The organism is Sphingomonas sp., from assembly GCF_036731925.1.
Classification (GTDB): Bacteria; Pseudomonadota; Alphaproteobacteria; order Sphingomonadales; family Sphingomonadaceae; genus Sphingomonas.
On record NZ_DAINDJ010000002.1, the window covers coordinates 751504 to 772755 of the forward strand.

Here is a 21252-nt window from a genome sequence, read left to right on the forward strand (position 1 = left end):
ATTCGCGGAAGAGCGAATTTCCAGGCTGCACCAGCCCGCTCCCCCACCCGGCCACCCCCAGGATACCGGCGCCGGGTGGACGGGTGGAGGATCGGGCTGGCGCCGCAAGTCGCGCTGCGGCGCGCTTCCGAACAGACCCTCAGAATTTGCGCTGCTGGTGCCCGATCGTGTCGCACGAACCCCGGAATCCATAGTCCGAAAACCCCTGCACCGTGATGCGGCCGGAACGCCGATCGATCGTCACCTTGGGCTTGTTGAGGCCGTTCAGTCGATAGGTGGCGCGGATCGTGTCCGGGCTGACGAACAGGTCGTAGAGATCCCACCAGCCATCCTGGCCACCCGAATGGAGCGGCGGGACCAACGACCGCGGCAACCGGATGCGCCCGCCGCCGGGCCAGGTCTGGATCATCAGCGATGCGTCGAACACCTGGGTCCTGGAGGCGGTGTAGGTGCCGTATTCGTAGCGTTTGCGATCCTTGTTCCACGTCCAGGTCGAGCCGCTGGTGAGGCCGTCCTTGGAGCCGTCGCCGAAGCATACCAGCCCCAGCTCCACATTGCGGCCGTCGACGACAGGGCCGTCGTCATAGCCGGGCCGGCCCTGGCCGGGATCGACCGGATAGCCGCCGCCCGGCCGCGTCGCCGGGCGCTGCGCATATCCAGGGTTGGGCCGCAGGCTGCCGGGCTTGCGGCAATCCGGCGGCAGGGTCGGCTGGATCGAGGCATAGCGTCCGTCCATCGTGGCGATGGTCACGCACTGGCGCCGGCCCTCGCTCCACCAAAAGGTGTAGGAACGGTCGTCGCTCTTCTCGGCGCGGATGAACCCATAGCCGCGCCGCTGCACTTCCCCTTCCGCCTGGCCGCCCCGCGCGCCCACCAGATCTTCCAGTCCCGTCGTCTGAGCCTGTGCGCCAAGCGACGCGAAAGACGTGAAGAACAAACTCGCAAAAACGAGCTTTGCACGTACAGCTGCCATGACCACCTCCCTGTTTACCGAAGTTCAACGGCTCTGAAGGTGCTACGCAGAGAGGGGCAGACTGTCCACAGATGCCGCCGCCATTGCGCGACCGATGTCGATCGCCCATGCTGCCGCCCATGGACTTCATGAAGTGGCTCAACTCGCTCGATGAACTTCTCTACGAGGTGATGAGCTGGCTGCTGTTCTTCCCGCTGACGCTGATCCAATCGATCTTTCGCCCCATGCGCATCATGGCGGAGATCCAGCAGGAAGCCGCGCTGCCCGACGACCAGCGGTACAAGGCGGTGCTCAGCCCGCCGCTGTTTCTGGCGCTGGCGCTGCTGCTGGCGCATGCGGTCGCGACGGCGCTGGGCCAGGTCGACACCATCATCCTCAACCATCACGGGCTCGCCGGCCTGGTCAACGATAATGCCAGCGCGCTGATCCTGCGGATGATCGTGTTCGCGGCGTTTCCGCTGTTCCTTGCCGCGCGCCTGGTCCGGCGCGGCGGCAGCAAGCTCGACCGGGATACGCTGCAGCAGCCCTTTTACGAGCAATGCTATCCCGCCGCCGTGTTCGCGCTGGGGCTCGGCGCCGGCACCAGCCTAGCACTGGATCATCATAGCGCCGCAGCCCTTGTCGGGCGCGGCATCGTGATCGCCAGCATCGGCTATTACTGGATCGTGGAAACGCTGTGGTTCGCGCGCGTGCTCGGCATCACGCCGGTTCGCGCAGCGGGGAACGTGCTCCTCGGCCTTCTAGAAGGCGCGGCCTTCCTGCTCCTAGTCGGGATTCTCTTCAGTTCCTAAGGCCGGGGGCCGCTCTGCGCTCACAAGCTCCCCAAATCGATATCCTCGTTCCGGTCCAGCAACGTCCCCGCCTCGGGCAACGGGTATTTCAGCCCGGTCGCGCAGTTGAACAGCATTGTCCGCTCTTCGGGATCGACCAGTCGGTCGCGGATCGCCTGACGATAGGCCGCCAGCGTCGCTCCGCCCTCGGGGCAAAGCAGCAGCCCGTCCTTGCGGGCGCAGTCGTCCACCGCCTGCAGGATCGCCGGGTCGCCCACCGCGAACGCGCGGCCGCCGGATTCGCGCACCGCGCGCAGGATCAGGAAGTCGCCCACCGCCCGCGGCACGCGGATGCCCGCGGCCACCGTTGCGGCATTCTCCCACCGCTCCGCATGTTCCTCGCCCGCCTCGAAGGCGCGGACGATCGGCGCGCAGCCCGAGGCCTGCACCGCGTACATGCGCGGCCGCTTGGGCCCGATCCAGCCGAGCCGCTCCAGCTCGTCGAACGCCTTCCACATGCCGATCAGCCCGGTGCCGCCGCCGGTGGGGTAGAAGATCGCGTCGGGCAGCTCCCAGCCACACTGGGCGGCGAGTTCCAGCCCCATCGTCTTCTTGCCCTCGATCCGGTAAGGCTCCTTGAGCGTCGAGAAGTCGAACCAGCGCCCTTCGGCCGCCCCCCGACCGACGATCGCGCCGCATTCGTCAATCTGGCCGTTGACCCGGTACACGCGGGCGCCCTGCGCGGCGATCTCGCGGACATTCACTTCCGGCGTCTCCTCCGGGCAGAGGATCACCGTGTCGATGCCGCAGCGCGCCGCATAGGCGGCGAGTGCCGCGCCGGCATTGCCGTTGGTCGGCATCGCAATGCGGGTGACGCCCAGTTCGCGCGCCATGCTCACCGCCATCACCAGCCCGCGCGCCTTGAACGAGCCCGTCGGCAGCCGCCCTTCGTCCTTCACGATCGCGCCCGGGCCGCCGGAACGGGGAATCGCGATCAGCGGCGTCTCGATCTCGCCGAGCGAGACGATGTTCTCCGCCCGCCGCACCGGCAGCAGCTCGCGCCAGCGCCACAGGTCGGTCGGCCGTGCTTCCAGTGCATCCCGGGTGAGCGCAGACCCGACGCGTTCCAGATCGTAGCGGACCAGCAGCGGTCGTCCGACGCGCGAGAGCTGGTGCAGCTCGTCCGCCGCGTAGCGCTCGCCCGTCATCGAGCATTCGAGATGGGTGACGAAGCTCGGCCGATCGGCCCGGATATTGTCCTGCATGGGCGGCAGCTTAGGAACAGCCGCCGCCCCTGTCGATGGTGCTTCAGGCCATGTCGAGCACGACCCGGCCCTCGATCTCGCCCCGGTGCATGCGGGCGAACACGTCGTTGATATTCTCGAGCTTCTCGGTCGCCACGGTCGCGTGGACCTTGCCCTGCCCGGCAAAGTCGAGCGACTCCTGCAGGTCGAGCCGCGTGCCGACGATCGAACCGCGCACGGTGATGCCGTTCAGCACCGTATCGAAGATCGACAGCGGGAAGTCCCCCGGCGGCAGTCCGTTGAGCGAGACGGTGCCGCCGCGCCCGACCATGCCCAGCGCCTGCTGGAACGCCTTGGTGGAAACCGCCGTGACGAGCACGCCGCGCGCACCGCCGACGCTCTTCTTCACGAAGCTGGCCGGATCTTCGTGCAGCGCGTTCACCGTCAGCTCCGCACCCAGCTTCCGCGCCAGGTCCAGCTTGGCGTCGTCGATATCGACCGCGATGACGTTCAGCCCCATGGCCTTGGCATATTGCACCGCCATGTGCCCCAGACCGCCGATGCCGGAAATCGCCACCCAGTCGCCCGGCTTGGTATCGGTGACCTTCAGCCCCTTGTAGACCGTCACGCCCGCGCACAGCACCGGCGCGATGTCCACGAAGCCAACATTGTCGGGCAGCATGCCGACATAATTGGGGTCCGCCAGCACATAATCGGCAAAGCCGCCGTTCACCGAATAGCCGGTGTTCTGCTGGCTTTCGCACAGGGTCTCCCAGCCGCCCAGGCAGTGCACGCAGTGGCCACAGGCGGTGTAGAGCCAGGGCACGCCCACGCGGTCGCCCTCCTTCACATGGGCGACACCCGCTCCCACTGCTGCGACATGGCCGACGCCCTCATGCCCGGGAATGAAGGGCGGCTTGGGCTTGACCGGCCAGTCGCCCTCGGCGGCGTGAAGGTCGGTGTGGCACACGCCGCTGGCAGCGATCTTCACCAGGATCTGCCCCGGCCCCACCTGCGGGACCGGCACTTCCTCGATCACCAGCGGCTTGCCGAATTCGCGGACGACGGCGGCTTTCATGGTCTTGAGCATGGAGAATCCTTCCCTGGACTTCAGAACAGGCCGCGCGCGGCGGTATCGTAGCTGACCAGCAGGTTCTTGGTCTGCTGATAATGGTCGAGCATCATCTTGTGCGTCTCGCGCCCGAAGCCCGATTCCTTGTACCCGCCGAACGCCGCGTGCGCGGGATAGACATGGTAGCAATTGGTCCAGACGCGGCCCGCCTCGAGCGCGCGGCCGATCTGATAGGCATGGGTGCCGTTGCGGCTCCATACGCCGCCCCCCAGGCCATAGGCCGTGTCGTTGGCGATCTCGATCGCTTCCTCCACCGTCTTGAAGGTGGTGACGGAAAGCACCGGCCCGAAGATCTCCTCCTGGAAGATGCGCATCTTGTTGTGGCCGACAAACACGGTGGGTTCGACGAAATAGCCCTGGTCGAGCTCGCCGCCGGGCAGTGCGCGCCTGCCGCCGGTCACGCACTCGGCCAGCTCGCTGCGGCCGATGTCGATATAGCCGAGGATCTTGTGGAGCTGGTCCTCGGAGGCCTGCGGCCCCATCTGCGTGGCGGGATCAAGCGGATCGCCGACCTTGATCGCGGCGACGCGCTGCGCCGCGCGCTCCATGAACTTGTCGAAGATGGATTCCTGCACCAGTGCGCGGCTGGGGCAGGTGCACACCTCGCCCTTGTTGAAGGCGAACAGCGCGAAGCCCTCCAGCGCCTTGTCGAGAAACGCATCGTCCTCCTGCATCACGTCTGCCAGGAAGATGTTCGGCGACTTGCCGCCCAGCTCCATCGTCTGCGGGATCAGATGCTCGGCAGCGTACTGCATGATCTGGCGGCCGGTGGTCGTCTCCCCGGTGAAGCTCACCTTGCCGATGCGCGGGTTGGCCGCGATCGCCCGGCCCACCGTGGCACCCGGCCCGGTGACGATGTTGACCACGCCCGGCGGCAGGATGTCGGCGGTCAGCTCGGCGAAGAGCAACAGGCTGAGCGGGGTCTGTGAGGCGGGCTTGATTACCGTGCAATTGCCCGCCGCCAGCGCAGGCGCGATCTTCCACGCCGCCATCAGCAGCGGGAAGTTCCACGGGATGATCTGGCCGACCACGCCGATCGGCTCCTTGAAGTGATAGGCGATGGTCTTCTCGTCGATCGTCGAGATCGTGCCTTCGGAGGCGCGGACGCAGCCGGCGAAATAGCGGAAATGGTCGATCGCCAGCGGCACATCGGCGCCGCGCGTCTCACGGATCGGCTTGCCATTGTCCATCGTCTCGGCAAGCGCGAGCAGCTCCAGGTTCGCCTCCAGCCGGTCGGCGACGCGGTTGAGGATCAGCGCACGCTCCTGCGGCGAGACCGCGGCCCAGCGCCGGCGCGCGGCATGGGCGGCATCCAGCGCCGCCTCGACATCGGCGGGCGTGGACTGGGCGATTTCGGCCAGCGGGCGGGTGTTGATCGGGCTGCGATCGGTGAACCAGCGGCCTTCGATGGGATCGACCCAGCGGCCGCCGATGAAATTGCCATAGCGGGCGGGCTGGTGCCCTTGCGTCCGCACGGTCTGGATCGCTTGCTCGAACATCGCTTCCTCCATCCGATACCCTGTCGGCAGGAGGGATGCGCCGGGCGGTACGAAAGCCCTATTCGGAGAGGTGCTTAGGGGAGTTTCCCGATGGCGCGGCCCCGGCTTCTTCGCCAGCAGCCTCGCCCTGCTCGCGCCGTTTCTGAATCGACTCGGTCGCCTCCGCCCGCGCGGGATCGAACAGATGGCCGAAGGCGAGCCCAAGCAGCAGCGTCGCGGCGCCCATGCGGCCCCTGGCGTGGCAGCGCCCGAACCGGACGAGAAACGGGATGGAGCCGAGCACCAGCAGCACCACGCCGGTCGTGACAAGCTGGCGCATCGCCTCAGCCGAGCCTGAAATTGACCGGCTGCGCCGCGTCCGTGCGCCCGTCAAAGGCATGTGCCGCGTGTGGGCCGTCGCGACGCACCCAGTGGCAGAACAGATGTGCCGACCAGCCGTTGGGATTGGGCGTGATCCGTCCGTGCCGCCGCTCGACGCCCTGGTAGAGCACGCCATCGCCCGGCTGCATCTCCACGGCGGAAAAGGGAAGCGTGCCGAAATCGTCCTCGACCAGCGCGCTCGGCGGCGCCGCCACCGTTGCCATCTCCAGCGGCCAGGGCACACCGTCGCTATAGTCGAGCGTTAGCGACAGACTCACCTCGCAGGCATAGCGGTCGCAATGCACGCGGCACACATCGCCTTCGCGGTAGATGCGGAAATAGCTGTAGCTGGGCAGCAGATCGAGCTCGAGCAGGCCAGAAACCGTGGGCGTCAGGCCCCACAGCAAGCCTAGAAGCGGCGGATAGTGGAAACCGTACAGCTCAACCGCTTCGCGCTTGAGCAGGTTGGGCTGCCGCATCAGCTCGCCGGCGGGCACTTTCGACACGACATCCCCGTCGATCTGCCGGAGCAGTGCATTACACACCGCCGGCGGCACGATGCCGCGCACGAGCGCATAGCCATCGTCACCGTAATCGCCTTCCAGCCGCATCAGTGGTGCTGCGGCCGCAGGCTAGTGAAGCTGCGCTCGCCCCGGATCGCCGTGACATAGCTCAGCGGGTTGAACCACGACCCCTCGCCATTGAAGCTGTGGGTCACGAACTCCGCGCGCCCGGCGATCGTCTCGATCGGCACGGGACCGCCGAGCCCCAGCTCGTCCGAGCCGAAGCGGCTGTCGGCCGACTGGTCGCGATTGTCGCCCATCAGGAACAGCTGGCCCGCCGGCACCGTGATGGGTCCATACTCGTCGCCCGGGCTCAGATAGCCGTTCGGCAGCACCGTATCGCCAAGATCGACCACATCGTAGCTGGCGCCGTTGGGCAGCGTCTCGCGGAAGAGCGGCAGCTGACAATAGGGCTTGCCGTCCGGCCCCGGCCTGCGGAACGCCGCCAGCGGGCCCTCGTTGCACGGCACCGCTGCATCGACCGGGATCATTGCGTGGCCATCCGGCACGCGCGGCACGGCCTTGCCGTTCAGCACCACCTGGCCGTGGCGCACTTCCACGGTGTCGCCCGGCAGGCCGATCACCCGCTTGATCAGGTCTTCGCCGTCGCCGCGGCGCACGACAATCACGATATCGCCGCGCTCGGGCGTGCGGCCGAACAAGCGGGTCTTCGCGATGTCCTTGCCGTGGATCATCAGCGACGCCTGGGAGAAGCCATAGGGGAATTTGGACGCGACCAGCCGGTCGCCGGTGCGCAGGGCCGGCATCATCGATCCCGACGGGATGTAATAGGGCCGCGCCACCGCGCTCTGGAACAGGAAGAAGATGCCGATCGTGGCGGCCCAGCCGCCCAGCGTGCGCCACCAGCCCGGCTTCTGCTCCGCCATGGCGTCAGGCGATCTCGTGGCTGCCGTCGAGCAGCTCGCGCGCATCGAGCCCCAGGAGCGCGATATGATCGCGTACCCGCGGCCAGAAGCCGGTGAGGAAGCGTTCGCGCTCCGCGGTCCGCAACCGCTCGACCGCGCCCGACACGACAAACATGCCGACCCCGCGACGGACCTCGACATAGCCGTCGTCCTGGAAGCTCTGATAGGCCTTGGCCACCGTCAGCGGGTTCGCGCCATGTTCGGCGGCGAGCGCGCGGACCGAGGGAAGCTGGTCCCCCGCGCGGTACTGGCCGCGCAGGATGGCTGCGGCGATGATCGCGCGCAGCTTGAGGTAGACCGGGCTGTCTTCGTGCTCCAGGGCTGTCATGCTGGCATAATACAGCATGGGGGCCTTGAGTCCATACTCAGGGATTCCACCGATGGACTAGCTGGCTCAGTTCACCGCGCGGCCGCTCTTCCAGCGGGCGCGCTGGGGTGCCGAGGAAGACGAAGCCGGCGATGCGCTGTCCCTCGCTTCCGAACAGATCGCGCACGGCGCTTGAATAGGCGGGCCAGCCGGTGAGCCAGCCGCCGGCAAAGCCCATCGCGTGGGCAGCGTGGAGCAGGTTCATGCAGGCCGCCCCCGCCGAAAGCTCCTGCTCCCACAACGGCACCTTGTGCGGCTGGATGGGGGCGGAGAGCACCACCACCAGCGCCGGCGCCTGGGTGGCGAACTGCGCCGCGGCCTCCTCGTCGCGCGCGGTCGCATCCGGCTTCTCGGCGCGCAGGATCTCGACCAGCTTCAGCGCCAGCGCGGGGCGCGCCGCGTCCGGCACGATCACGAACCGCCAGGGCGCAAGCTTGCCGTGGTCCGGCGTTCGCGCGGCGATCGCCACCATCTGGTCGAGTTGCTCGGGGCGCGGCCCCGGCGCGGCCAGATCGCGCGGCTTGCCCGAACGGCGGGTCTGGAGAAGGCTGAGCGGGGTGGTGCGGTCGTTGAAGGTCATGCCCGCCATCTAAGGCGCCACCCCGCCGCCGCCAAGCCGCGCGGCTTTACACCGGCGATGCAGGCTCTAGTCTGCGCCCCCATGCATCGGGCCCATGCGCCCGGCACCCAACTCCAAGGACACCTGCATGGTCGAAACACCCACTGCCGATTCCCCGGCAGAACCGGATATCTCCCACGTAAACCCCGCCGACGAAAAGACCTGGTTCGGCCACCCCCGCCAGCTGGCGCGCCTGTTCTCCACCGAAATGTGGGAGCGCTTCGGCTTTTACGGCATGCGGGCGCTGCTGACGCTGTATCTCACCCAGCACTTCCTGTTCGGCGATCGCGAGGCGACCGGCCTGTACGGCGGCTACACCGCGCTGGTGTACCTAACGCCGCTGATCGGCGGCTATCTGGCGGACCAGTTTCTCGGCTCGAAGCGGGCGGTGAAGTTCGGCGCCATCCTGATGTCGATCGGCTATTTCGTCCTGTGCTTCGGCGGCCAGACCGCCACGCCCTATGCGAAGATCGACGGCCAGCGCTACGAAGTCTCGATCGAGAAGACTGCCGCGGGCGAGCAGCGCTATGTGCTCGATCAGGGCCACAAGCAACTGATCAAGGGCAATGACGACGGCTCGATCACGCTGAGCGAGAACGGCCAGACGGTGCGCACCATCGCCAAGGGCGGGTTCCAATCGGAAGCCGACCGCAGCCCCTTCTACGTGATGGTGATGCTGATCGCGCTGTCGATGGTGTCGGTCGGCAACGGCTTCTTCAAGCCGAACATCTCGACGATGGTGGGCGAACTCTACCGTCCGGGCGACAGCCGCCGCGATGCCGGCTTCACCATCTTCTACATGGGCATCAATCTCGGCTCGATGCTCTCGCAGGCGCTATGCCCGTGGCTGGCGGTGGCGGTCGGCTGGTGGGCAGGCTTCGGTCTGGCCGCGATCGGCATGCTCTGCTCCTGGGCGTTGATCCAGCTCGACGGCGGCAAGCTGAACGGTATCGGCGAACCGCCGGCCAAGGCCGCCAGCCGCAGCCAGCAGCTGATGATCTATGTCGGTGCGCTCTGCGTCATCCCGCTCTTCTACCTGCTCTACATCAACCTGATGGCGGCGGAGCCCGCGCCCGCAGGCTCCGGCCTGCTCGGCTATGTCGCTTCGCTGTCGCTGATGGGCAAGCTGCTGTTCGGCACCTTCCTGATCGGCGTACCGGCGATCCTGATCTGGTCGTTCGTCGCCGGCGATCGCCGCGAGTTCCAGATGATGATGGCGGCGATGGTGCTGATCGTCTTCAACGTCGTCTTCTGGACGCTGTTCGAGCAGGCGGGCTCGTCGCTCACCCTGTTCGCCGATCGCAACACCGATCTCTCGATCTTCGGCTGGTTCACGATGAGCGCTGGCCAGACGCAGAGCTTCAACGCGCTGTTCATCGTGCTGCTCGCGCCACTGATGTCGATGCTGTGGGCCGGGCTTGCCAAGCGCGGGCTGGAGCCGAGCATCCCGGTGAAGTTCGGCATCGCGCTGATCGCCGTCGGCGGCGGCTTCCTGTTCCTGGTGTGGGGCGCGCAATGGGCCGATACCAGCTTTAAGGTATCGGTATGGTGGATCGCCGGGCTCTACTTCATCCACAGCTTCGCCGAGCTGTGCATCTCGCCGGTGGGCCTCAGCATGATCACCAAGCTGTCGATCGCACGGATCGTCGGCATGATGATGGGCGTGTGGTTCCTGTCGATCTCGGTCGCGCAATATGTGGCGGGTGTGATCGCGCAGTTCGCCAGCGTCGAGACGGTGGGCGGTCAGGTAACCAATCTGAAGGTCAGCCTCGACACCTATCTCAGCGTGTTCACGCTGATTTCGGAATGGGCGATCGGGCTCGGGCTGCTGTTGCTGCTGCTCAGCTGGCCGCTCAAGCGCTGGATGCACGGCGTCAAGTAAACGCCGTCGAAAAGAGGGACGGGGCGCCGCGGAAATGGGGGGACAGCGGCGCCCCTGTCGTTCGCCCGAGGGGGAGTGGGCGAACGAGTCTCGGTCAGGCCGCGAGCGGCAGGATCAGCGCATCCTGCTCGTTGGCGGCCACGCGGTCGCCGCCATTCGCCGCGACCGGCTGGGCGGCCTCGGCTGCCAGACGACGATGGGCGAAATAAAGCGCGATCAGCGAGAACATGATAAACCTCGGGGTACAGCGCTGCTGCAGTGCAGCGCGGGCGCCGCATCTGGTTGTCGCGCCCTGAGTCCGCAACTGCAAAGCCCCTCCCCCACAGTTGCACTCGCTGCAAGTGCGAACGTTTTCCCTCCCAGAAAGCAAAAAGACCCGGCGTCGCCGCCGGGCCTTTTCCGTATAAATACGAGTGGTGCTTACCAGATATGCACGCGCTGCTCGGGCGCAAGGTACAGCTTGTCGCCCGGCTTGATGTCGAACGCCTTGTACCAGGCATCGACATTGCGGACGATGCCGTTCACGCGCGCAGTTGCCGGCGAATGCGGATCGGTGAGCAGCGCCTGGCGCTGGGCATCCTCGCGCACCTTCACCCGCCAGGCCTGCGCATAGGCGAGGAAGAAGCGCTGGTCGCCGGTCAGCCCGCTGACCGTCTTCGCCTTGCCGTGCTTGGCCTGATACTTCTGATAGGCACCATAGGCTGCCTCGACGCCGCCGAGGTCGCCGATATTCTCTCCCAGCGTCAGCTTGCCGTTGATCTTGGTGCCGGGCACCGGCTCGTACGTGTCGTACTGACCGGCCAGCGCCGTGGTCCGCGCCGCGAAATCGGCCTTGGCCTTGGGCGTCCACCAATTCTCGAACTTGCCGGTCGGGCCGAACATGCTGCCCTGGTCGTCGAAACCATGGCCCATTTCGTGGCCGATCACCGCGCCGATCGCGCCGTAATTGACTGCCGGATCGGCATAGGGGTCGAAGAAGGGCGGCTGCAGGATCGCCGCCGGGAAGGTGATCTGGTTCGACAACGGATTGTAATAGGCGTTCACCGTCTGCGGAGTCATCGCCCACAGGCTGCGATCGACCGGCTTGGGGAAGCGCGACAGCGCCAGCTGATGCTGGAATTCGCCCGAGCGCATCACGTTGCCGAGCAGGTCGCCCCGCTCCACGCTGAGCGACGCATAGTCGATATACTTCTCGGGATGGCCGATGCGCGGTTCGAAGGCGGCGAGCTTGGCAAGCGCGGCCTGGCGGGTCGCCTCGTCCATCCAGGTCGAAGCCGCGATCCGCTCGCGATAGGAATCGCGCAGATTCTCGATCAGCTCCGCCATCTGCTTTTCGGATTCGGGCGGGTAGTATTTGGCAACATAGGCCTTGCCGACCGCCTCGCCGAGCGCACCGCCCACCAGCTGCACGCCGCGCTTCCAGCGCTCGCGCTGCACCTGCACGCCGGAAAGGGTCTTGGAGTAGAAGTCGAATCGCGCCTGGTCGAACGCCTTGGGCAGATAGGTCGCGTGATCGCTGACGAAGCGATAGGCGAGATAGTCCTTCCAGGTGGCAAGCGGCGTCTCGGCGAACAGCTTGCCCAGCGCGATCAGCGCCGTGTTCTGCGTCATCAGGATCTGCGGCGAGCTTTCCAGGCCCGCTGTCTTCAGCATCAGCGCCCAGTCGAACTCAGGCGCCTTGGCCTTCAGTCCCGCGATCGTCTGCGGATCGTTGAGCTTGGCGATATCGCGGCTCTGCTCGGGCGACCACTGGACCTTGGCCATCGCGGTCTCGAGCGCAACGATCGCATCGGCCTTGGCGCCGGCGTCGGGGATGCCGGCCAGTTCCTGGATCTGCTGGATATAGGCCCGATAGGCAGTCCGCGCCGCATCGAACTTCGCGCCCTGGTTCAGGAAATAGTCGCGCGGCATGCCGAGGCCACCCTGGCCGACGGCTGCGGTGTACTTGGTCGGGTCCGCCAGGCTGGGCGAGATTTCCACCTCGACCGGGGTGGCATAGCCGACGCTGGCGAACAGCACCTGCAGCGCCGTCTTGTCCTGCACACCGGCAATACGCGCCAGATACGGCTTCAGCGGCGCCGTACCCCGCGCTTCGATGCCGGCCTCGTCCATCCAGCTGGCGTAGAAATCGCCGATCTGCTTGCCGCTCGCGCCATAGGCAGCGGGGTTCTTCGCCATGTCGTCGAGCAGCGTGCGGACATTGTTCTCGGCCGCGAGCGCGAGGTCGACAAACGGGCCTGCCGAGGTGCGGTCGGCCGCGATCTCGGTGCGCGACGCCCAGCCACCGTTCGCGAAGGTCCAGAAGTCGTCGCCGGGCTTCACGCCAGCCTGCTGGGCGGTGAGATCAACGCCGAAGCTGCCATATTTGGGCTTGCCGGTCTGGGCCAGCGCGGGCGCGGAAACGAGCAGCGCGGCGACGCTGGTCAACAACAAGGAACGACGCAATTTCATGATGTTAGAAACCCCCACCTCGATGTGTGTTACCGAACTGTAACGCCGCACTTCGGGGGCTGCAATGGAATTTTGTTACACGCGATACGGATCGAAAGGGCACCCCTCCTCCCGCACGCGAGGGAGGAGGGGAAAGGATCACCCCACCCGATTGGCGACCAGATCGTCGACCACGGCAGGATCCGCCAGCGTCGAGGTATCGCCGAGGCTGCTCACGTCGCCCTCGGCGATCTTGCGCAGGATGCGGCGCATGATCTTGCCCGAGCGCGTCTTGGGCAGGCCGGGGGCAAACTGGATCGCGTCGGGCGTCGCGATCGGCCCGATCTCGGTGCGCACCCAATCACGCAGTTCCTTGCGCAAGCCGTCGGTTGCTTCCTCGCCGGCGTTGAGCGTCACATAGGCATAGATGCCCTGCCCCTTGATGTCGTGCGGCATGCCGACGACCGCGGCCTCGGCCACCTTGTCGTGCAGCACCAGTGCGCTCTCCACCTCGGCGGTGCCCATCCGGTGGCCCGAGACATTGATCACGTCGTCCACCCGGCCGGTGATCCAGTAATAGCCGTCGGCATCACGGCGGCAGCCGTCGCCGGTGAAATACTTGCCGCGATAGGTGGTGAAATAGGTCTGGAAGAAGCGTTCGTGATCGCCCCACACGGTGCGCATCTGCCCCGGCCAGCTGCGCGCGATGACGAGATTGCCCTCGGTCGCCCCCTCCAGCAACTTGCCGTCGCCGTCGACCAGCTGCGGCTCGATCCCGAAGAACGGCATCGAGGCCGACCCCGGCTTGAGCGCGGTAGCGCCTGGCAGCGGGGTGATCATGTGCCCGCCGGTCTCGGTCTGCCACCAGGTGTCGACGATCGGGCAGCGCCCCTCGCCCACCACGTCATGATACCAGCGCCATGCCTCCGGATTGATCGGCTCGCCGACCGACCCGAGCAGCTTCAGCGACTTCCGGCTGGTGGACGTGACATAGCCATCGCCCTCCTTCATCAGCGCGCGCAACGCCGTGGGGGCGGTGTAGAGGATCTCCACCTGGTGCCGGTCCACGATCTGCCACATCCGGCCGGCGTCCGGCCAGGTCGGCACGCCTTCGAACATCAGCGTGGTGCCGCCGTTCGCCAGCGGCCCATAGACGATATAGCTGTGGCCCGTGACCCAGCCGATATCCGCCGCGCACCAATAGATCTGGCCCGGCCGGTAATCGAACACCACTTCATGACTGTAGGCGGCCCAGAGCAGATAGCCGCCGCTGGAATGGAGCACGCCCTTGGGCTTGCCGGTCGATCCCGAGGTGTAGAGGATGAACAGCGGATCCTCGGCCTCCATCGGCTCGGCCGGACAGTCGGCCGAAACCTTCGCCGCCGCCTCGTGATACCAGAGGTCGCGCCCGGGCTGCATCGGCACGTCGCCGCCGGTCGCCTTGACGACGATCACCTTTTCCAGAACGGGCGCGTGGCGTTGCGCGGCGTCGACATTGGCCTTGAGCGGCACGCGCTTGCCGCCGCGGCGGCCTTCGTCGGCGGTGATGACGATGCGGCTGTCGCAATCGACGATGCGGCCGGCCAGTGCTTCCGGGGAAAAGCCGCCGAACACCACCGAATGCACCGCGCCGATCCGCGCGCAGGCGAGCAACGCCACCGCGGCCTCGGGGATCATCGGCATGTAGACGGTGACGCGGTCTCCCTTCTTCACCCCTTCCGCCTTCAGCACATTGGCGAAGCGGCAGACCTCTTCATAGAGCTCCAGATAGGTAATCCGGCGCGCGTCTTCCTTGGGATCGTCCGGTTCCCACAGGATCGCGGTCTCGGCCCCGCGGCTCGCCAGATGGCGGTCGAGGCAGTTGGCGGCGACGTTGAGCTTGCCGTCGGCGAACCAGCGGATGCGGAAATCGGCCTCGTCGAACGACCAGTCGCCGGCGGTCTGCGGCGGCACGATCCAGTCGAGCCGCTTGGCCTGCTCAAGCCAGAACCCGTCTGGATCGGACAGAGACTGGGCGTGGAGACGTTCATACGCTGCGGCATCGACGCGGGCGGTGCTCGCCCAGCTTTCCGGCACCGGATACAGATTCTCGCTCATCAAGACCCCTCCTGGTCGGCGAGCATCTAGGAGCGCAAGGGGTGCCTAGGCAAGGCACCCCCACACGCAAGATCGTTTCGGAGCGTGATGTTTTTTTAGTGGATCGTCGTAGGCGTATCAGCCATATAAGACGGCATGGCACGACCTGCGATTGCTTTGTTGCTCTGTGCGGCGCTGCCGCTGGCAGCCTGCTCCACCGGTTCCGCCCACCCGCAACAGAGCGCCGCGCCGATCGACCTGCCGGATCGTTTCTCGGTCGATCCGCAGCAACAGGCGCGCGAGGATCTGTCGCGCTGGTGGGACAAGTTCGACGATCCGATACTCGGCCAGCTGATCGGCCAGGCACAGACCGCGAACCTCGACATTGCCCAGGCGGTAATCCGGCTCCGCCAGGCGCGGGAATCGCTGATCCAGTCGCGCGCGGCGCTGCTTCCCTCCGTCAGCGGATCCGCCGGCTATTCGCGCAACGAGCCGCTCCGCGGCGGCAGCATCACCACCCAGCTGCCGGACGGCACGATCGGCTCCTTCTCGCAGGGCGGCAGCAGCAACTTCTCGCTGGGGCTCGACGCGAGCTACCAGGCCGATCTGTTCGGCGGCGTGCGCAGCAGCGTACGCGGCGCCCGCGCGAACTTCGCGGCGGCCGGGTTCAACCGGGCCGCGGTGCTGCTCTCGGTGGAATCGGAAACTGCGCGCAACTATGTGCTGGCCCGGCTCGCCCAGGCGCAGCTGGCCAATGCGCGCGAGAGCCTCGCCATTCAGGACGAGAACCTCCAGATCGCGCAGTGGCGCGTGCAGGCGGGGCTCGTCTCCTCGCTCGATGCCGAGCAGGCCCGCGCCCAGCGTGCGCAAACCGCCGCCACCATCCCGCAGCTGGAAAGCAGCTATGCCGGCAATGTCGCGCGGCTGGGTGTGCTCACCGGCCAGGCCCCGGGTGCCCTGCGCGGCGCGCTGGAGGCGCAGAAGCCGATTCCGCGCGGGCCCGCCAGCGTCGCCGCCGGCATCCCTGCCGACGCGCTGCGTCAGCGGCCGGACGTGCGCGCCGCCGAACGCAACCTCGCCGTCGCCACCGCGCAGATCGGCGTCTCGCGCGCGCAACTCTATCCCCGCCTCAGCCTCGGCGGCAGCATCAGTTCGGGCAGTGGCTCGCTCGGTTCGCTGCTCGACCTGATCACCGGCCGCGCCTTCGCCAATGTCGCGCAGACGATCTTCGATTCCGGCCGCCTGCGCAGCCAGCTCCGTTCGGCCCGCGCCGGCGCGGACGGCGCCTTCTATGCCTACAAGGCCAGCGTGCTGCAGGCGATGGAGGAGATCGAGAACGCGATCGTCGCACTCCAGGCGGCGCGCACCCGTGAGGCGGAGTTCCGCACCGCACTGGAAGCGGCCGGCAACCAGGCGCTGCTCGCCCGCTTCCGCTATCGCTCGGGCCTGACCGATTTCACGACGCTCAACCAGTCCGAAAGCACGCTGCTTTCGGCGAAGAACGGCCTTGCCCAGGCCGAATCCGAACAGGCGACGGCGCTGGTCCAGCTCTATGTCGCATTGGGCGGCGGCTGGGATGAAGCCGCGCCGATCCCGCCCCTCCCTCCAAGAACAGGCAGCGCCACCGATGGCCAGTGAACCTCAGGACCTCAACGCCTTTCTGGGCACGAAGCGGCGCCCCTGGTGGCGGCGGAACCTGCGCTGGATCATCATCGCGCTGGTCGTGGTGGCGCTGGGGCTGCTGGTCTCGCGCTGCTTCGCCCCCAAGCCGCCGCCCAGCTACATCACCGTGCCGGCCGAGAGGGGCGCACTGTCCGTCACCGTCTCCGCCACGGGCCGCCTTGCGCCGACGCGGCAGGTCACGGTGGGCTCGGAAATCTCCGGCCTCGTCCTCAAGGTGCTGGTCGACGTCAACGACCGGGTGACCGAGGGCCAGCCGATCGCGATCATCGATCCCTCGCGCCTCGACGACGCGATCACCCAGAGCCGCGCGACGCTCGCTGCCAACCAGGCGGCGGTCGCGCAGGCGCAGGCGACGCTGGACGAATCCACCGCGCAGCTGCGCCGCATGGAAGAGGTCAGCCGGCTTTCGGGCGGCAAGGTGCCGGCCAGGACCGAACTCGACACCGCCCGTGCCGCCGTGGCCCGCGCCCGCGCCAACGTACGCTCGGCGCAGGCCAACATCATCTCCGCCCAGGCGTCGCTCTCCTCCAACCAGACCCAGCGAACCCGCTCGATCATACGCTCGCCCGTGAACGGCGTGGTGCTCGCCCGTCAGGTGGATGCGGGCCAGACCGTCGCCGCGTCGTTCAGCACGCCAACCATGTTCGTGATCGCGCGCGACCTGACCCAGATGAAGCTCGAGGTCGCGATCGACGAGGCCGATGTCGGCGCGGTCAAGGTGGGTCTGCCGGCCAGCTTCACCGTGGATGCCTTCCCTGGCCGCACCTTCCCGGCGCAGATCACGCGAGTCGATCTCGGCTCGAACCTGACGGCCTCCACCGCATCGACCAGCGCCGCGACCAGCACCACCACCGCCAACCAGGTCGTCTCCTACGCGGCGGTCCTCTCGGTCAGCAACCCAGACCTGACGCTGCGCCCGGGCATGACCGCCACCGCGACGATCGGCGTCGAGAAGCTCGAAAACACGTTGCTGATCCCCAATGGCGCGCTGCGCTTCACACCCGACCAGGGGGGCGCCAAGGCCGGCGGCGGCATCCAGTTCGGCCCGCCCCGCAAGGATCAGGAGAAGGCGATCGGGCGCGGCAGCAAACAGACCGTCTATGTCGTCGGCAAGGACGGCAAGCCGGAAAAGGTGGAGGTCGTCACCGGCCCCAGCGACGGTAGCCGCACCGCCGTCACCAGCGCCAAGCTGACGCCGGGCATGAAGGTGATCGTCGGCGTCCAAGCCAGTGGGCCGGCCAAGCCCGCCAAGGACGACCAGAACTGATATGGCCGAGCCGCTGATCCAGCTCCGGGGCATCACCAAGACGTTCGGCGAGGGGCCGACCGCGTTCGAGGCGCTGAAGGGCGTCGATCTCGCGATCGAACCCGGCGCGTTCCTGGCGGTGATGGGAGCCTCGGGTTCGGGCAAGTCGACGACGATGAACATCCTCGGCTGCCTCGATGTGCCCAGCGGCGGCAGCTATCTGTTCCGCGGCGTGCATGTCGAACAGCTAGACCGCGACCAGCGTGCCTATCTGCGTCGCCGCTATCTCGGCTTCGTGTTCCAGGGCTTCAACCTGCTCGCCCGCACCACGGCGCTGGAGAATGTCGAGCTGCCGCTGCTCTATCGCGGCGAGCATCGCAAGGCGCGACGCGAGGCGGCGATGGCCGCGCTGGAACAGGTCGGGCTCGATCGCTGGGCGGACCATACGCCCGCCGAACTGTCGGGCGGCCAGCAGCAGCGCGTCGCCATCGCGCGCGCAATCGTGACGCAACCCGACGTGCTGCTCGCCGACGAGCCGACCGGCAACCTGGACAGCGAACGATCGGTGGAGATCATGAAGCTGCTGCAGCGGCTGAATGCCGACATGGGCATCACCGTGCTGATGGTCACCCACGAACCGGAAATGGCGAGTTTCGCCAAGACGATCGTGCATTTCAAGGACGGGCTGGTGGAGCGGACCGAGGTCCCCGCCGGCGCCGTCAGCGGGGCCTGAGCGATGCTGTTCACCACCCTTCTCCTGTCGCTGCGCGAGATCCGCCGCCACATCCTGCGCTCGTTCCTGACGACGCTGGGCATCATCATCGGCGTCGCCGCGGTCATCACCATGGTGACGCTGGGCAACGGCGTCTCCGCTTCGGTGCAGGCCTCGATCAGCTCGCTGGGCAGCAACACGCTCACCGTCTTCCCCAGCGGCGGCCGGCGCGGCGGCGGCAATGCCCCGCCGAGCTTCGAGAATGCCGATGTCCTGGCCATCCGCCAGCAGGTAAGCGGTGTTCGCGCAGTGGCGCCGCAGGCGTCCTCCTCGGCGCTGGCGGTGCGCAACGCGCAGAACTGGACCGCCTCGGTCACCGGCACCAGCAACGACTATTTCGACGCGCAGAATCTCGAATTCGCCGGCGGCCGCCGCTTCACCGAAGCCGAGCAGAGCGCCGGCAAGTCGGTCTGCGTGATCGGCGACACGATCCGCACCAACCTGTTCGCCAACGAGGATCCGGTGGGCGAGCGCTTCCGCCTGGGCACGGTGAGCTGCGAAGTGATCGGCGTGCTGAAGAAGCGCGACAATGCCGGCTTCAGCGACCCCAACTCCACCGTGGTGCTGCCGCTCAAGACCGTGCAACGCCGCTTCGTCGGCAACCAGAACGTGCTGGCGATCCAGATCGCCGTGGCGCAGGGCTATGACACGGCAACGGTGAAGCAGTCGCTGGTCGGCCTGCTGCGCGAGCGCCGCCACCTCACCCCCGGCCAGCCGGACAATTTCGACATTTTCGACAGCGCCGAATTCGCCTCGACGGTGCAGAACCAGATGCAGCAGATGACGCTGTTCGTCGCCGCGATCGCCGCGGTGAGCCTGCTGGTCGGCGGCATCGGCATCATGAACATCATGCTGGTATCGGTAACCGAGCGCACCCGCGAGATCGGTATCCGCCTCGCGATCGGCGCGCTGGGCAAGGAAGTGCTGCTGCAGTTCCTGGTCGAGGCGGTCGCACTTTCCTGCCTGGGCGGCCTGATCGGCGTCGGCCTCGCCTTCTTCGCCTCCTGGGGCTTGGCCACGCTGGCCGACCTGCCCTTCCAGTTCGATCTGTCGATCAACTTGCTCAGCTTCGCGATTTCGGCGCTGATCGGGATCGTGTTCGGCTTCTTCCCGGCACGCCGGGCGGCGGCGCTCAATCCGATCGACGCCTTGCGGCACGAATAGCCGCGGCCGCCTCGCGCTCGCGCAGGTCTTCCAGGTCCTGCCGCGTGTCGATGTCGACCAGTTCCTCGGGACGGGTGATGACGTGGTGGCCGCGCAGGCTCAGCTGCCGCGCCCCGGCATCGCCTTCCAGCGCGCACAGCTCGGCGAAATGATCCCGGCCGATCAGCGCCGGCGGCATCGGCCGCACGCCGTCGCTGGAGGCGACAAGCGTCGCCCCGTTGTCCGAGGCATCGAACAGCCGGTAGCAGTGCGTCACCGTCACTCGCGGCATGTCGGCCAGCGCGATCAGCACCGCTTCGGCGCCCGCCGCCTCCGCCGCCGCAACGCCGTGGCGCACCGATCGCGCCTGGCCCTGGTCCTCGTCCCGGTTCTCGACGACCGCAAATCCGCGCGCCGCGAAATCGATCACCGTGTCCGACACCACTGCGATGCGGGCCAGGAACGGCATGTTCTCCAGTGCCGTCACCACGTGCAGGGCAAGCGGGTGGCCAAGATATTCCTCGGCGAGCTTGTCGCCTTCGCCGAACCGTTCGGAACGGCCGGCAGCGAGCAGGACGAGGGCGGTCTTCTCAGGTGTCAGCATGGAAAGTCTTCACCATGGCGGCTGCGATGGACAGGGCAATTTCCGACGGACCGATCGCGCCGATCGCCAGGCCGGCCGGCCCCTCGATCCGCGCGAGATCCTCCGAAGAGACGCCCGCCGCCGCCAGACGTTCCAGCCGCGCCGAGTGGCTGCGCCGCGAACCCAGCGCGGCGACATAGCCGGCAGGATGGGCCAGTGCGGCGATCAGCGCCGCGTCGTCGATCTTCGGGTCATGGCTCAGCGTGACCACGGCGGTCGCAGGATCGGGCCGATGCGCGGTCACCGCCTCGTCCGGCCAGCGGTCGTCCAGCGTAACGCCCGGAAACCGCTCCTGGGTGAGGAAGCGCCCGCGCGGATCGATCACCGTGGTCGCGATGCCCAGCTCGCGGGCGAGGCCGGCCAGCGCCTGCGCGATCTGCACCGCCCCGACGATCAGCAGGCGCCGCGGCGGATCGTAGCGATGGACGAAGCCGCCCGTGCCGATGGCGCTCTGCCCCGTGGCAAGGTCGGTTCCCACCTCCAGCGGCCGTCCCTCGGCCCGCGCTTCCCGGATCGCATCGAACAGTTCGGGCGGGAAGCCATGCGCGGCGACCGGCTGGACCAGCACCGCGATCTGCCCGCCGCAGGGCAGCCCCACTTCCCAGGCCGCCGCATCGGCGACGCCATAGTCCTTCACCACCGCCGGCGCGCCGGCGATCACCTCCGCGGCGGTCTGCAGGATGTCGGTCTCCACGCAGCCGCCGGAGACCGAGCCCTCGAACCGCCCGTCCTCGTGCACCAGCAGGTGGCTGCCGCGCGGGCGCGGGGCCGATCCCCAGGTGGTCACCACCGTCGCCAGCGCCATGCGCGCACCGCGCCATGCCTCGGCGGCGGCCAGTACGCTGTCGTTATCGGCCACTTGTCTCGCTCCCGTCACATCCGCTGCCTAACCGCCTAGCCGAAGGAGAGTTTCGTGACGAGATG

20 protein-coding genes are annotated in these 21252 nt (G+C 67.4%); 6 read left to right on the top strand and 14 right to left on the bottom strand.

Annotated features, from left to right (window positions below):
• Nucleotides 1–139 precede the first annotated feature (139 nt).
• Entirely contained in the window at nucleotides 140–973 is an 834-nt protein-coding gene (locus V7E00_RS13005) for a hypothetical protein (RefSeq protein ID WP_333573064.1), read from the bottom strand.
• Nucleotides 974–1080: 107 nt separating this feature from the next.
• Here V7E00_RS13005 and V7E00_RS13010 point away from each other — a divergent pair, with 107 nt between their 5' ends.
• Nucleotides 1081–1764 carry a hypothetical protein gene (locus tag V7E00_RS13010; RefSeq protein WP_333573065.1) on the top strand — a complete coding sequence of 228 codons (684 nt, stop codon included), beginning with the start codon at nucleotides 1081–1083 and terminating at the stop codon, nucleotides 1762–1764.
• A gap of 20 nt (nucleotides 1765–1784) precedes the next feature.
• Here V7E00_RS13010 and V7E00_RS13015 read toward each other — a convergent pair whose 3' ends face one another.
• The 8 genes from V7E00_RS13015 to V7E00_RS13050 are packed head-to-tail and all read right to left on the bottom strand — an operon-like array spanning nucleotide 1785 to nucleotide 8414.
• Entirely contained in the window at nucleotides 1785–3008 is a 1224-nt protein-coding gene (locus tag V7E00_RS13015) for a threonine synthase (RefSeq protein WP_333573066.1), read from the bottom strand.
• 43 nt (nucleotides 3009–3051) lie between these two features.
• Nucleotides 3052–4077, bottom strand: a complete 1026-nt coding sequence (gene adhP / locus V7E00_RS13020) for an alcohol dehydrogenase AdhP (RefSeq protein WP_333573067.1) — start codon at nucleotides 4075–4077, stop codon at nucleotides 3052–3054.
• 20 nt (nucleotides 4078–4097) lie between these two features.
• Nucleotides 4098–5618 carry an aldehyde dehydrogenase family protein gene (locus V7E00_RS13025; protein WP_333573068.1) on the bottom strand — a complete coding sequence of 507 codons (1521 nt, stop codon included), beginning with the start codon at nucleotides 5616–5618 and terminating at the stop codon, nucleotides 4098–4100.
• A gap of 58 nt (nucleotides 5619–5676) precedes the next feature.
• Nucleotides 5677–5937 carry a hypothetical protein gene (locus V7E00_RS13030; protein WP_333573069.1) on the bottom strand — a complete coding sequence of 87 codons (261 nt, stop codon included), beginning with the start codon at nucleotides 5935–5937 and terminating at the stop codon, nucleotides 5677–5679.
• 4 nt (nucleotides 5938–5941) lie between these two features.
• The gene (locus tag V7E00_RS13035; protein WP_333573070.1) at nucleotides 5942–6589 is read right to left on the bottom strand and encodes a hypothetical protein; all 648 of its coding nucleotides are present in this window, start codon (nucleotides 6587–6589) and stop codon (nucleotides 5942–5944) included.
• Nucleotides 6589–7428, bottom strand: coding sequence for a signal peptidase I (lepB, locus tag V7E00_RS13040; protein WP_333573071.1), 840 nt, complete (start codon nucleotides 7426–7428; stop codon nucleotides 6589–6591). Before lepB ends, V7E00_RS13035 begins: the two co-directional genes overlap by 1 nt.
• A 4-nt stretch (nucleotides 7429–7432) precedes the next feature.
• Complete coding sequence (locus V7E00_RS13045; RefSeq protein ID WP_333573072.1) at nucleotides 7433–7795, bottom strand: GntR family transcriptional regulator; 363 nt, start codon at nucleotides 7793–7795, stop codon at nucleotides 7433–7435.
• A 37-nt stretch (nucleotides 7796–7832) separates the two neighbouring features.
• Entirely contained in the window at nucleotides 7833–8414 is a 582-nt protein-coding gene (locus V7E00_RS13050; protein ID WP_333573073.1) for a nitroreductase family protein, read from the bottom strand.
• Nucleotides 8415–8541: 127 nt separating this feature from the next.
• Between V7E00_RS13050 and V7E00_RS13055 the strand changes: the two genes are divergently transcribed.
• Nucleotides 8542–10335, top strand: a complete 1794-nt coding sequence (locus V7E00_RS13055) for a peptide MFS transporter (RefSeq protein WP_333573074.1) — start codon at nucleotides 8542–8544, stop codon at nucleotides 10333–10335.
• Between the two features lie 94 nt (nucleotides 10336–10429).
• On the opposite strand, the gene V7E00_RS13060 is transcribed toward V7E00_RS13055, so the two are convergent.
• From V7E00_RS13060 to acs, 3 genes are all read right to left on the bottom strand, one after another.
• Nucleotides 10430–10564, bottom strand: a complete 135-nt coding sequence (locus V7E00_RS13060) for a hypothetical protein (RefSeq protein ID WP_333573075.1) — start codon at nucleotides 10562–10564, stop codon at nucleotides 10430–10432.
• Between the two features lie 191 nt (nucleotides 10565–10755).
• On the bottom strand, nucleotides 10756–12786 hold the full coding sequence (locus V7E00_RS13065) for a M13 family metallopeptidase (protein ID WP_333573076.1): 2031 nt from the start codon (nucleotides 12784–12786) through the stop codon (nucleotides 10756–10758).
• Nucleotides 12787–12924: 138 nt separating this feature from the next.
• Nucleotides 12925–14862 (bottom strand): acetate--CoA ligase, encoded by a 1938-nt coding sequence (gene acs, locus V7E00_RS13070; protein ID WP_333573077.1) that lies wholly within the window; start codon nucleotides 14860–14862, stop codon nucleotides 12925–12927.
• A 135-nt stretch (nucleotides 14863–14997) separates the two neighbouring features.
• Between acs and V7E00_RS13075 the strand changes: the two genes are divergently transcribed.
• From V7E00_RS13075 to V7E00_RS13090, 4 genes are read left to right on the top strand one after another with little or no spacing between them, the layout of a single operon-like run.
• Nucleotides 14998–16479: an efflux transporter outer membrane subunit gene (locus V7E00_RS13075; RefSeq protein WP_333573078.1), complete on the top strand. Its 1482-nt coding sequence runs from the start codon at nucleotides 14998–15000 to the stop codon at nucleotides 16477–16479.
• The gene (locus V7E00_RS13080; RefSeq protein ID WP_333573079.1) at nucleotides 16469–17791 is read left to right on the top strand and encodes an efflux RND transporter periplasmic adaptor subunit; all 1323 of its coding nucleotides are present in this window, start codon (nucleotides 16469–16471) and stop codon (nucleotides 17789–17791) included. Before V7E00_RS13075 ends, V7E00_RS13080 begins: the two co-directional genes overlap by 11 nt.
• 1 nt (nucleotide 17792) lies before the next feature.
• The gene (locus V7E00_RS13085; RefSeq protein WP_333573080.1) at nucleotides 17793–18503 is read left to right on the top strand and encodes an ABC transporter ATP-binding protein; all 711 of its coding nucleotides are present in this window, start codon (nucleotides 17793–17795) and stop codon (nucleotides 18501–18503) included.
• A 3-nt stretch (nucleotides 18504–18506) separates the two neighbouring features.
• Nucleotides 18507–19706: an ABC transporter permease gene (locus V7E00_RS13090; RefSeq protein WP_333573081.1), complete on the top strand. Its 1200-nt coding sequence runs from the start codon at nucleotides 18507–18509 to the stop codon at nucleotides 19704–19706.
• Here V7E00_RS13090 and V7E00_RS13095 read toward each other — a convergent pair.
• Nucleotides 19675–20289, bottom strand: coding sequence for an NTP transferase domain-containing protein (locus V7E00_RS13095; protein WP_333573082.1), 615 nt, complete (start codon nucleotides 20287–20289; stop codon nucleotides 19675–19677). The two genes, V7E00_RS13090 and V7E00_RS13095, sit on opposite strands and share 32 nt — an antisense overlap.
• Complete coding sequence (locus tag V7E00_RS13100) at nucleotides 20276–21187, bottom strand: XdhC family protein (RefSeq protein ID WP_333573083.1); 912 nt, start codon at nucleotides 21185–21187, stop codon at nucleotides 20276–20278. The genes V7E00_RS13095 and V7E00_RS13100 overlap by 14 nt, the downstream gene beginning before the upstream one ends.
• Between the last annotated feature and the right edge of the window lie 65 nt (nucleotides 21188–21252).

Coding starts and splice junctions, on each gene's coding strand:
- V7E00_RS13035 (WP_333573070.1), bottom strand. CDS start 6,589: ATGCGGCTGGAAGGCGATTACGGTGACGATGGCTATGCGCTCGTGCGC.
- acs (WP_333573077.1), bottom strand. CDS start 14,862: ATGAGCGAGAATCTGTATCCGGTGCCGGAAAGCTGGGCGAGCACCGCC.
- V7E00_RS13080 (WP_333573079.1), top strand. CDS start 16,469: ATGGCCAGTGAACCTCAGGACCTCAACGCCTTTCTGGGCACGAAGCGG.
- V7E00_RS13090 (WP_333573081.1), top strand. CDS start 18,507: ATGCTGTTCACCACCCTTCTCCTGTCGCTGCGCGAGATCCGCCGCCAC.
- V7E00_RS13060 (WP_333573075.1), bottom strand. CDS start 10,564: ATGTTCTCGCTGATCGCGCTTTATTTCGCCCATCGTCGTCTGGCAGCC.
- lepB (WP_333573071.1), bottom strand. CDS start 7,428: ATGGCGGAGCAGAAGCCGGGCTGGTGGCGCACGCTGGGCGGCTGGGCC.
- V7E00_RS13015 (WP_333573066.1), bottom strand. CDS start 3,008: ATGCAGGACAATATCCGGGCCGATCGGCCGAGCTTCGTCACCCATCTC.
- adhP (WP_333573067.1), bottom strand. CDS start 4,077: ATGCTCAAGACCATGAAAGCCGCCGTCGTCCGCGAATTCGGCAAGCCG.
- V7E00_RS13095 (WP_333573082.1), bottom strand. CDS start 20,289: ATGCTGACACCTGAGAAGACCGCCCTCGTCCTGCTCGCTGCCGGCCGT.
- V7E00_RS13010 (WP_333573065.1), top strand. CDS start 1,081: ATGCTGCCGCCCATGGACTTCATGAAGTGGCTCAACTCGCTCGATGAA.
- V7E00_RS13085 (WP_333573080.1), top strand. CDS start 17,793: ATGGCCGAGCCGCTGATCCAGCTCCGGGGCATCACCAAGACGTTCGGC.
- V7E00_RS13055 (WP_333573074.1), top strand. CDS start 8,542: ATGGTCGAAACACCCACTGCCGATTCCCCGGCAGAACCGGATATCTCC.
- V7E00_RS13065 (WP_333573076.1), bottom strand. CDS start 12,786: ATGAAATTGCGTCGTTCCTTGTTGTTGACCAGCGTCGCCGCGCTGCTC.
- V7E00_RS13050 (WP_333573073.1), bottom strand. CDS start 8,414: ATGACCTTCAACGACCGCACCACCCCGCTCAGCCTTCTCCAGACCCGC.
- V7E00_RS13025 (WP_333573068.1), bottom strand. CDS start 5,618: ATGTTCGAGCAAGCGATCCAGACCGTGCGGACGCAAGGGCACCAGCCC.
- V7E00_RS13030 (WP_333573069.1), bottom strand. CDS start 5,937: ATGCGCCAGCTTGTCACGACCGGCGTGGTGCTGCTGGTGCTCGGCTCC.
- V7E00_RS13045 (WP_333573072.1), bottom strand. CDS start 7,795: ATGACAGCCCTGGAGCACGAAGACAGCCCGGTCTACCTCAAGCTGCGC.
- V7E00_RS13005 (WP_333573064.1), bottom strand. CDS start 973: ATGGCAGCTGTACGTGCAAAGCTCGTTTTTGCGAGTTTGTTCTTCACG.
- V7E00_RS13075 (WP_333573078.1), top strand. CDS start 14,998: ATGGCACGACCTGCGATTGCTTTGTTGCTCTGTGCGGCGCTGCCGCTG.